This is a genomic window from Vulcanococcus sp. (genome assembly GCF_044369115.1).
GTDB lineage: Bacteria > Cyanobacteriota > Cyanobacteriia > PCC-6307 > Cyanobiaceae > Vulcanococcus.
This window is the reverse complement of the sequence record NZ_JBIPMN010000117.1, coordinates 1-8,363: the sequence shown is the minus strand read 5'-3', so window position 1 is coordinate 8,363 and position 8,363 is coordinate 1. Positions and strand designations below refer to the sequence as shown.

General features: G+C 64.3%; 12 protein-coding genes, 1 tRNA gene and 1 pseudogene. 7 read left to right on the top strand and 7 right to left on the bottom strand.

Annotation, left to right across the window (positions count from 1 at the left end; genetic code table 11):
* On the bottom strand, positions 1–2,160 hold a 2,160-nt coding region (gene secA, locus ACIQ2E_RS09935; RefSeq protein WP_398329659.1), incomplete at its 3' end, for a preprotein translocase subunit SecA.
* A 198-nt stretch (positions 2,161–2,358) separates the two neighbouring features.
* Between secA and ACIQ2E_RS09930 the strand changes: the two genes are divergently transcribed.
* From ACIQ2E_RS09930 to ACIQ2E_RS09915, 4 genes are all read left to right on the top strand, one after another.
* Entirely contained in the window at positions 2,359–3,612 is a 1,254-nt protein-coding gene (locus ACIQ2E_RS09930; protein WP_398329656.1) for an ATP-binding protein, read from the top strand.
* Positions 3,613–3,668: 56 nt separating this feature from the next.
* Positions 3,669–3,815 carry a hypothetical protein gene (locus ACIQ2E_RS09925; RefSeq protein WP_398329665.1) on the top strand — a complete coding sequence of 49 codons (147 nt, stop codon included), beginning with the start codon at positions 3,669–3,671 and terminating at the stop codon, positions 3,813–3,815.
* A gap of 192 nt (positions 3,816–4,007) precedes the next feature.
* Complete coding sequence (locus ACIQ2E_RS09920; protein WP_398329653.1) at positions 4,008–4,421, top strand: nucleotidyltransferase substrate binding protein; 414 nt, start codon at positions 4,008–4,010, stop codon at positions 4,419–4,421.
* Positions 4,418–4,762 carry a nucleotidyltransferase domain-containing protein gene (locus ACIQ2E_RS09915; RefSeq protein ID WP_398329650.1) on the top strand — a complete coding sequence of 115 codons (345 nt, stop codon included), beginning with the start codon at positions 4,418–4,420 and terminating at the stop codon, positions 4,760–4,762. The genes ACIQ2E_RS09920 and ACIQ2E_RS09915 overlap by 4 nt, the downstream gene beginning before the upstream one ends.
* Positions 4,763–4,773: 11 nt before the next feature.
* Here ACIQ2E_RS09915 and ACIQ2E_RS09910 read toward each other — a convergent pair whose 3' ends face one another.
* Together ACIQ2E_RS09910 and ACIQ2E_RS09905 are read right to left on the bottom strand one after the other, a co-directional pair.
* Complete coding sequence (locus ACIQ2E_RS09910) at positions 4,774–5,160, bottom strand: type II toxin-antitoxin system VapC family toxin (RefSeq protein WP_398329647.1); 387 nt, start codon at positions 5,158–5,160, stop codon at positions 4,774–4,776.
* On the bottom strand, positions 5,157–5,417 hold the full coding sequence (locus tag ACIQ2E_RS09905; protein ID WP_398329644.1) for a type II toxin-antitoxin system Phd/YefM family antitoxin: 261 nt from the start codon (positions 5,415–5,417) through the stop codon (positions 5,157–5,159). The genes ACIQ2E_RS09910 and ACIQ2E_RS09905 overlap by 4 nt, the downstream gene beginning before the upstream one ends.
* 217 nt (positions 5,418–5,634) lie before the next feature.
* Here ACIQ2E_RS09905 and ACIQ2E_RS09900 point away from each other — a divergent pair, with 217 nt between their 5' ends.
* Positions 5,635–5,934, top strand: coding sequence for a type II toxin-antitoxin system VapB family antitoxin (locus ACIQ2E_RS09900; protein ID WP_398329641.1), 300 nt, complete (start codon positions 5,635–5,637; stop codon positions 5,932–5,934).
* A gap of 9 nt (positions 5,935–5,943) precedes the next feature.
* A complete protein-coding gene (locus ACIQ2E_RS09895) occupies positions 5,944–6,333 on the top strand; it encodes a type II toxin-antitoxin system VapC family toxin (protein ID WP_398329638.1) in 390 nt (129 codons plus the stop codon).
* Here ACIQ2E_RS09895 and ACIQ2E_RS09890 read toward each other — a convergent pair whose 3' ends face one another.
* From ACIQ2E_RS09890 to cysE, 3 genes are all read right to left on the bottom strand, one after another.
* Positions 6,334–6,744, bottom strand: a complete 411-nt coding sequence (locus ACIQ2E_RS09890; protein WP_398329635.1) for a type II toxin-antitoxin system VapC family toxin — start codon at positions 6,742–6,744, stop codon at positions 6,334–6,336. It lies immediately after the preceding gene.
* A complete protein-coding gene (locus ACIQ2E_RS09885; protein WP_398329632.1) occupies positions 6,741–6,938 on the bottom strand; it encodes a hypothetical protein in 198 nt (65 codons plus the stop codon). Before ACIQ2E_RS09885 ends, ACIQ2E_RS09890 begins: the two co-directional genes overlap by 4 nt.
* A gap of 176 nt (positions 6,939–7,114) precedes the next feature.
* Positions 7,115–7,969, bottom strand: coding sequence for a serine O-acetyltransferase (gene cysE / locus ACIQ2E_RS09880; protein ID WP_398329662.1), 855 nt, complete (start codon positions 7,967–7,969; stop codon positions 7,115–7,117).
* Here cysE and ACIQ2E_RS09875 point away from each other — a divergent pair.
* Positions 7,964–8,035, top strand: a tRNA-Gly gene (locus ACIQ2E_RS09875). The two genes, cysE and ACIQ2E_RS09875, sit on opposite strands and share 6 nt — an antisense overlap.
* An 81-nt stretch (positions 8,036–8,116) precedes the next feature.
* Here the strand turns inward: ACIQ2E_RS09875 and ACIQ2E_RS09870 are convergent.
* A pseudogene (locus ACIQ2E_RS09870) lies at positions 8,117–8,363 on the bottom strand (GntR family transcriptional regulator); the annotation flags it as partial.

Genomic DNA, 8,363 nt, shown 5'->3' with positions numbered 1-8,363 from the left:
CACGCGATCGCCGCCGAAGATGCGCAGCAGGTTGTCCTCCAGAGAGAGGAAGAAACGCGTGGTGCCCGGGTCGCCCTGGCGGCCGGCCCGGCCCCGCAGCTGGTTGTCCACCCGGCGTGATTCGTGGCGCTCCGTGCCGATCACATGCAGGCCGCCGGCCTCGCGAACGCGCTGGTCTTCTGCCTCAGTGACCCGTTCGTATTCACCCTTCACCCGCGCGATCAACTGGCGCAGCTGCTGGATCTGGGGATCGTCGGTGGGGGCCTTCTCCGCCGCCTGGGCAATGCGGTCCTCCAGCTCCAGCACCGTGAGCTGGCGGTCGCCCCAGGCCTTCACCAGATCATGGGCCAGCTCAGAGAGGGAGTGATCGGTGGCATCACTGAGGGCGCAGGGATAGAGAGCGCCGATGGCCCGTGCTTCCGACGGCGCTTTCGTGGCTGCGGCCGTGGAGGCGGCACCGAAACCCGGTGCGGATTCCGGCGCCCGTTGCAGTGGCACTGGTGGCTTGTGGCCTTCTTCCGGACGCACCAGCCTCGGCAGCAACACCTCCCGCAGCTTGAGGCGGGCCATGTAGTCGGCGTTGCCGCCCAGGATGATGTCGGTGCCGCGGCCGGCCATGTTGGTGGCGATCGTTACGGCGCCGGCGCGACCGGCTTGGGCCACGATCTCGGCCTCGCGCTCCACGTTTTCCGGCTTGGCGTTGAGCAGGTTGTGGGGAATTTGCTGTTCCGCCAGCAGCGCTGAGAGCAGTTCAGATTTCTCCACGCTGGTGGTGCCGACCAGAACCGGCCGGCCGGTTTTGTGCACCTCAGCTGTTTCGAGGGCCACGGCCCGCCACTTGGCCGTTTCGTTCTTGTACACCTGATCGGTCCAGTCCGCCCGGGAGCGCACCCGGTTGGTGGGCACGATCGTGACCTCCAGTTTGTAGGTTTTCTCGAACTCCACCTCTTCGGTTTTGGCGGTGCCCGTCATCCCCGCCAGGCGTGGGTAGAGCAGGAAGAAGTTCTGGTAGGTGATCGAGGCCAGCGTCTGGGTTTCAGGCTGAATTGGCAGACCTTCCTTGGCTTCGATTGCCTGGTGCTGGCCATCGCTCCAGCGGCGGCCGGGCATCACGCGGCCGGTGAACTCATCCACGATCACCGCATCACCGCCGCGCACGATGTAGTTCACGTCTTTGACGAACAGCTCCTTCGCCTTGAGCGCGTTGTTGATGTAGTGGGCCCAGGGATCCTGCGGGTCGAACAGATCGCTCACCCCCAGCAGCTGCTCTGCCTTGGCGTAGCCCTCGTCGGTGAGGGTGCAGTTGCGCTGCTTCTCATCCACCTCGTAATCGCCCTCGGGGTCGATGCCGTCCTTGCCCAGCTCGGCGGCGCGCACCAGGGCTGCGGCCACTTCGGCGGCCTTCTGGTATTTCTCCTGGGGGCGCTCCACCTGGCCGGAGATGATCAGCGGCGTGCGGGCTTCGTCGATCAGGATCGAATCGACTTCGTCGATCACGCAGTAGTGGAAGTCGCGCTGCACCACCTCGGCGATGTCATTCGCCATGTTGTCGCGCAGGTAGTCGAACCCGAGCTCTGAGTTGGTGGCGTAGGTGATGTCGCAGCCGTAGTTCTGGCGGCGCGTGGCGGGATCCATGTCTTGCTGGATCAAGCCCACCGATAGGCCGAGGAAGCGGTGCACCTGGCCCATCCACTCGGCGTCGCGCCGGGCCAGGTAGTCGTTCACCGTGACCACGTGCACGCCCCGGCCGGTGAGCGCATTCAGGTAAGCCGGCAGCGTGGCCACCAGCGTTTTGCCTTCGCCGGTTTTCATCTCGGCGATCTGGCCGTCGTGCAGCACCATGCCGCCGATCAGCTGCACATCGAAGTGGCGCATGCCCAGCACGCGCTTGCCGGCTTCGCGCACCACGGCAAACGCCTGGGGCAGCAGCTCATCGAGCAGCTTGCGCTCCCGCTCGAGCGTGGTTTCGCTGCTCAGGCCACGGTTTTTGCACTCGAGCTGCAGGGCGGCGAGCTTGCCCTGGAATTCGGCGGTGAGACCCCGCAGCTCCTCGTCCGACAGCGGCGCCACCTCCTCTTCGAGCAGGTTGATGTCGGAAACGATCGGCTGGTAGCGCTTCAGCTTGCGGGCATTGGGATCACCCAGCAGCAGCTTGAGCATCGAAGCGGGCGGGCCAGCACTGAGGGCACTTTACCTCTGCTTCCGCGCCCCGCCGCTGCAACTCAGGCAGCACGGCTGTTTCTTGCCAGCTGAGCGGTTTTTGAAGGGTCCCGCAAAACCAGCACCGCTCACTCCGCGAAATCTGCATCAGAAGCTCCGCTATTTCAGTATTAGGGTGATGGCTCTTTGCGTATCGGCGTGCCTGCTTACAGTCCCCGGATTGTTGATGCCGAGCTGAAGGAGCTGTTGGCATCCGCCGGTGCGGTGGTGATCGAAGGGCCGAAGGCTTCCGGCAAAACGATGACGGCCTCGCAGCAGGCAGCCTCTCGTGTGCTGCTCGACATCGACCAGTCCGCACGCCAGGTGTTGGCGGTGGATCCGGGTCTGTTGCTCGAAGGCGCGAGGCCGCGCCTGCTGGATGAATGGCAGGTGGCGCCCGAGCTCTGGAACCAAGTGCGCCGAGCTGTCGACGCTGCTGATCAGCCCGGCCAGTTTCTGCTGACCGGTTCAGCGGTGCCAGCGGATGATGCCAGCCGCCATACCGGCGCTGGCCGTTTCAGCTTCCTGCGGATGCGGCCGATGAGCCTGTTTGAAACCGGTGCGTCCAGTGGCGCCGTTTCGCTGCACCAGTTGTTCGCTGGCCACGGCCTGGCCGTGGCGGATCCAGGACTGAGCATGCGTGACCTCACCGCGCTGATCGCGCGAGGCGGTTGGCCGGCTCAGCAGGACCGCTCGCTGAAGGCCGCCAGTCGTGCCGCTCGCGATTACCTCGAACAGGTGAGGCAGGTAGATCTCAGCCGGGTGGGAGAGCGAAGCCGTGATCCCGTTCGGGTGGGAACGCTGTTGCGTTCCCTCGGACGCCACTGCGCCACAGAGGCGAAGCTCTCAACCCTGGCTGCCGATGCCGGTGGTGCCGATGGCCCCCTGGACGGACGCACCGTGACCGACTACCTCCATGCGCTGGAGCGGCTGATGGTGATCGAAGATCAGCCCGCCTGGGCTCCTCACCTGCGCTCACGAGCGCGGTTGCGCAAAGCCCCGAAGCGTCACTTTGTGGATCCATCGCTGGCGTTGGCGGCCACTGGAGCTTCCGCGGAGCGACTGCTTGAGGATGTTGAGTGGTTTGGGCAGTTGTTCGAATCACTGGTGATCCGGGATTTGCGTGTGCTCAGTCAGCCCCTCGATGGTGAGGTGTTGCACTACCGGGATGACTATGGGGTCGAGGTGGATGCCGTCGTGCAATTGCATGACGGACGCTGGGGCGCCATTGAAATCAAGCTGGGTGAAGGCCAGATTGACGCCGCCGCCACCAACCTGAAGCGCTTTGCCGAGCAGATCGACAACCAACGCTCCGGCTCACCGTCGTTTCTCGCCGTGATCTGCGGCAAGGGTTATGGCTACCGCCGAGCCGATGGGGTGTTCGTGGTTCCAGTGGGCGCCCTTGGGCCTTAGGAGTTCGCTGAAGAACCCGTCCACCTCTGCGGAAATGGGACAACTGCTCAGCCCAGATGCGAGGTCCACGGGAGCGCAGCGGCTCCCTGTTCTCCTACGTCTCGATTGAGGAGCGGATGGCCCCGGTTCTGGCACTCGAGCTGCAGGGCGGCGAACTTGCCGCGGAATTCGGTTGTGAGGTCCCGCAGCTCCTCGTCCGATAGAGGCGCAAGCTCTTCCTCGAGCAGGTTGATGTCGGAAACGATGGCTGGTAGCGCTTCAGCTTGCGGGCATTGGGATCACCCAGCAAAAGCTTGAGCATCGAAGCGGGCGGGCCAGCATTCAGGGCAGCTTGCCGGGACAGGGGCCTTGACGGTTCGCGAGACTGCGTTGGTGAACGCATCCGGTGTGAGCCGATGGCCGAAGACGTCCGCTGGCAGCAGCGCTTCAGCAACTACAGCCGGGCGCTCACGCAGCTGGAAAGCTTCACCGATCCACCGGCTCTGAATGATCGGGAACAGCAGGGGTTGATCAAGGCCTTTGAGTACACCTTTGAGTTGGCCTGGAACACGTTGCGGGATCTGCTGCGCAGCCAGGGCAACACCTCGCTGCTTGGCTCGCGCGACACCCTGCGCGAGGCGTTTCGCCTGGGACTGATTGATGCGGGCGAAACCTGGATGCAGATGATTCAGGATCGCAACCTCACCAGCCACGGCTACAACCGAGCCACGGCTGATGCCATAGCAGCTCAGATCACCGACACCTACCTGCCCTGCTTTCAGCACCTGCGAGACAGGTTGGAACAGCGACGTTTGGCAGAGTCGACGTGACCAACCCAAGCACTCCCTTAGCAGCCATCGGCCGATCGGCTCTCCCCGGGATCCCCGAGCGCTCGTCGCGGCAACTGCTGGCTCTGCTGACAGCCCACCCCCAACTGGAGGCGATTTGGCTGTTCGGATCACGGGCGATGGATCGGTATCAACCAGGGTCTGATATCGATCTCTGTCTCGATGCGCCTCTGCTCAGCCACTCCAGCCACCTCTCACTGCTGGCTGCGATCGATGATCTGTTGCTGCCCTGGCGGGTCGACCTGCTGCTGATGCATCAGCTCGATGCCGAGGTGCTGGACCACATCCAGCGCGTGGGGCGCTGCATCTGGAAGCGCCCTTGATACGTCTCGGTTCACCAGAGCACACGGCAAGGGAAGGCCTGCAGAGCAGGATCCAGGCTCACCAGCGTGAGCCGGTCCAGCTCGGCCTGGGCCGCCAACAGGCGATCGAAGGGATCGCGGTGTGGCATGGCGTAGCCGCCCGCGTGCAGGCCATGGCGAAGCGTGATGGGCAACAGCTCAAACCCCTGGGCTGCCAACAGGTGGGGTAAGTCGTCCACCAGTTCGTTGGCTGCTGGCAGCTTGCCCAGTCGCGCCTTGGCGGCGATCTCCCAACCGGAGGCGGCGCTTGCTAACACCTGGTTGTTCCCATCAGCAATGGCGGCATGGGCCACCGGTGACAGCCTCTCCGGTTCCGCCAGCCACCAGAGCAGGGCATGGGTGTCCAGGAGCAGCCTCACGGGAGCGGTTGCTCAAGGCCGGCGAGTTCCTCTGCATGCAGCGGCGCCAGCAGCTCCTCCACGGCCGGCAGACTGATGCGCCCGGCCAGTACGCCAGGCTGGCGCCGCGGGATGGGTGGCTCGAGCGGCACCAGCTGCGCCCAGGGCCGCCCCCCCTTGGCCACCACGATCGTTTCGCCGGCATGGGCCGCATCGATCAGACGCGAAAAGTGGGTTTTGGCCTCATGCACATTCACGGTGCGGAGTGGTTCAGGCATTGGCTTGATCCCAGGCAGTGGGGCGGGTCGCCACCGGATCAACGCTAGTCCGCTGGCGGACTAATAGGGGGTTGAGGAGCTCAGCCTTCCAGGAGCCACTCCACCGCGTTGCTCCAGGCTGATCAGGCGAGGCTGAGCTCCCGCCGGCCATGCCAGCAAGCTCGCGCTGGATCTTGCCGTGGATGACGACAAGGGAGAGCAGGTGTGGCTTGGTAGAATGAGCGTGATCTTCTACCCTGCTGCGGCCATGGGCATGAATATCAAGGATCCCGAGGTGCACGCCATGGCCCGGGAGCTGGCGGCCCGGCGCTCCACCACCGTCACCGATGCAGTGCGCCAGGCGCTGCGGGCGGAGTTGGAGCGTTCTGGCCACGAGTCTGAGGAGCAGACAATCCGTCTTCGCAAGCAACGCGTGCAGGAGCTGCTCGATCGCTTTAGAAGGCTGTCCTGGCCCGAAGGGGTCAGCAGCAAGGAGTTGCAGGATGCGCTCTACGACGAACACGGCCTGCCGATTTGAGCGAGCTCAATGATTGTCGACACGTCGGTCCTCGTGGCCATTCTCAAGGTTGAGCCTGAAGCGGCAGAGCTTCTCCTCTGTCTCACCCAGGCTGCCAACGCCAAGATCAGTGCGGCAACCTTGCTCGAAGCCCAGATGGTTGTCTGCAGCCAACTGGGCGACGACGTGGGCTTGCCGGAGCTGGAGTTGCTGTTGAGTCGCGCCGATGTGCAGATCGTGGCTTTTGAGCCCTCTCACCTCCACTGGGCCCTCCAAGGCTGGCGCCGATACGGCAAGGGTCGCCACCGTGCCGGCCTCAACCTGGGCGATTGCTTCAGCTATGGCCTGGCGATGGCCCTGGATCTGCCTCTGCTGTTCAAGGGCGACGACTTCGCCCACACGGATGTGAAGCGTGCGTGATCAGCTGATGAGCCGTAGCTGCAAAGCACTGACCCGTTGAAAGTCGGCATCGCCCGTGAGCATCACGGCTGCTCCCCCAAGCTGCAAGCACGAGGCCGCTTGCAAGGCATCAGGCGTGCGCAAGCCATGGTGGGCCCGCAATCGCGTCGCCAACTCGATCACGCTGGTATCGAACTCGACCCACACCAGCTCGGGCTGGGCAAAAAAGGCATCGAAGCGATCCAGGCTCTCTTGATCGCCTCTGCGCTGAGGCCCAACGCGGCACTCCAGCATGCTCAGACGACTCAGTGCGATGGACAGAGTGGGCTCGCGCTCTGCCAGCTGCTGCAGTTCCCGTTGAACGGCTTCTGCCCAGGTCGCTTCACCCTCCAGGAGGTAAATGAGCGCACTGGCATCAAGAAACGCAATCACCAGTCGCGCTCGGAAAGCAGTTCGGCGTCGATGGCAGCTTTGCTGCGCGGGCTCTTGGCCGGTGGAAGCTCCAGCAGCCAGCGCAGCGGGGTCACAGCAGGCATGGGTGCCCGCGCGGCTTGCTGTTGCAACTGCCGGTAATGCTGCTCGGTGAGCACCACAGCGGCAGATTTGTTGCGCTTGATCAGATGCACAGGACCAAGCTCCAGAGCTTGTTCAATCGCTGCGATCCCTCTTCGTTTCAGTTCGGCTGAAGTCAGCCCATTTGCGATCACGTCGTCACGGCCCTGTTGGTCCACGGCCAGCCTCGATGTGTCTTGGTACTAAAAAGAGTACTGCCTCCTTGGGGGCTTGCCGTGGGCCCATGCGCTCAGCCCGTGATGCCGGGGTTGTCGCCCAGGAATTCGAGGATTTCGCGGTCTTTGAGGTTTTGCGCTTCGCCGCGGCAGGGCTCCAGCAGCGGCCGGCCCGCCGCCAGCTCCCGCAGGCAGGCCTGGGTGCGGGCCAGTTCGCCCTCGAGGCTGTCGATCCGCTCCATCAGGTTGCGGATCACCCGCGCTTCCGCATCGGGCAGGGCTGAGTGGGCCAGGGGATCCACGCGCACGCCGCTCTGGTGCACCACGCGGCCGGGCACCCCAACCACCGTGCTGTCGGCCTCCACATCCCGCAGCACCACCGAGCCGGCTCCGATGCGGGTGTTGGCCCCCACCGTGATCGCGCCGAGCACCTTGGCGCCGGCCCCCACCACCACGTTTTCCTCCAGGGTGGGGTGGCGCTTGCCGTGGGCCTTGCCCGTGCCCCCCAGGGTCACCCCTTGATACAGCAGGCAGTGGTTGCCGATCACCGCCGTTTCGCCCACCACCATGCCCATGCCGTGGTCGATGAACACGCCGTGGCCGATGCGGGCGCCGGGATGGATCTCGATGCCGGTGAGCCAGCGCCCTAGCTGACTCAGCAGCCGCGCCAGCAGCGGCGCCACGGGTCCCCGCAGCCGCCAGAGCCCATGGCTGATCCGATGCAGGCTGAGAGCATGCAGGCCCGGGTAGCAGAGCAGGATTTCCAGCGTGCCTCGGGCCGCCGGATCGCGCTCCTTGATGATCGCCAGGTCGGCGCGCAGGGCTTTCAGCATCTGCCCATCCTGCCGAAGCTGCCCATCGTTTGACCGAGGGGCACCCGATCGTGCATGATCATTCGGTCGGCGGCTGAAGCCACGGCACCTGCGGATGTAGCTCAGTGGTAGAGCATCTCCTTGCCAAGGAGAGGGTCGAGAGTTCGAATCTCTTCATCCGCTTTTCAGGGTTAGGCAGTTTTCACTAACTGAAGTTCTTTTTAAGTTTCGACCCTGAATCGTCTCGGTTCAGAATCGATCGATTCACACTTCTAGGCCGATCTCCTTGCGCAGTAGATCGATGGTGCTCGCCCCCAGGTAGCTCTGGGCACAGTGCACCTGGGGCATCCGCATCAGCTGGGCGCGGTTCTGGCGCAGGCACTGTTCGATCAACGGCAGGCTGGGGCGGTCGCAGAGCACGTGGCTGGCAGCCCGCAGCAGTGCCAGCAGGCGGCTGTTCAGATCCGGTGTGGCCGTCATCAGCAGCAGTTCGCTGCCGCGCATGCTGTGC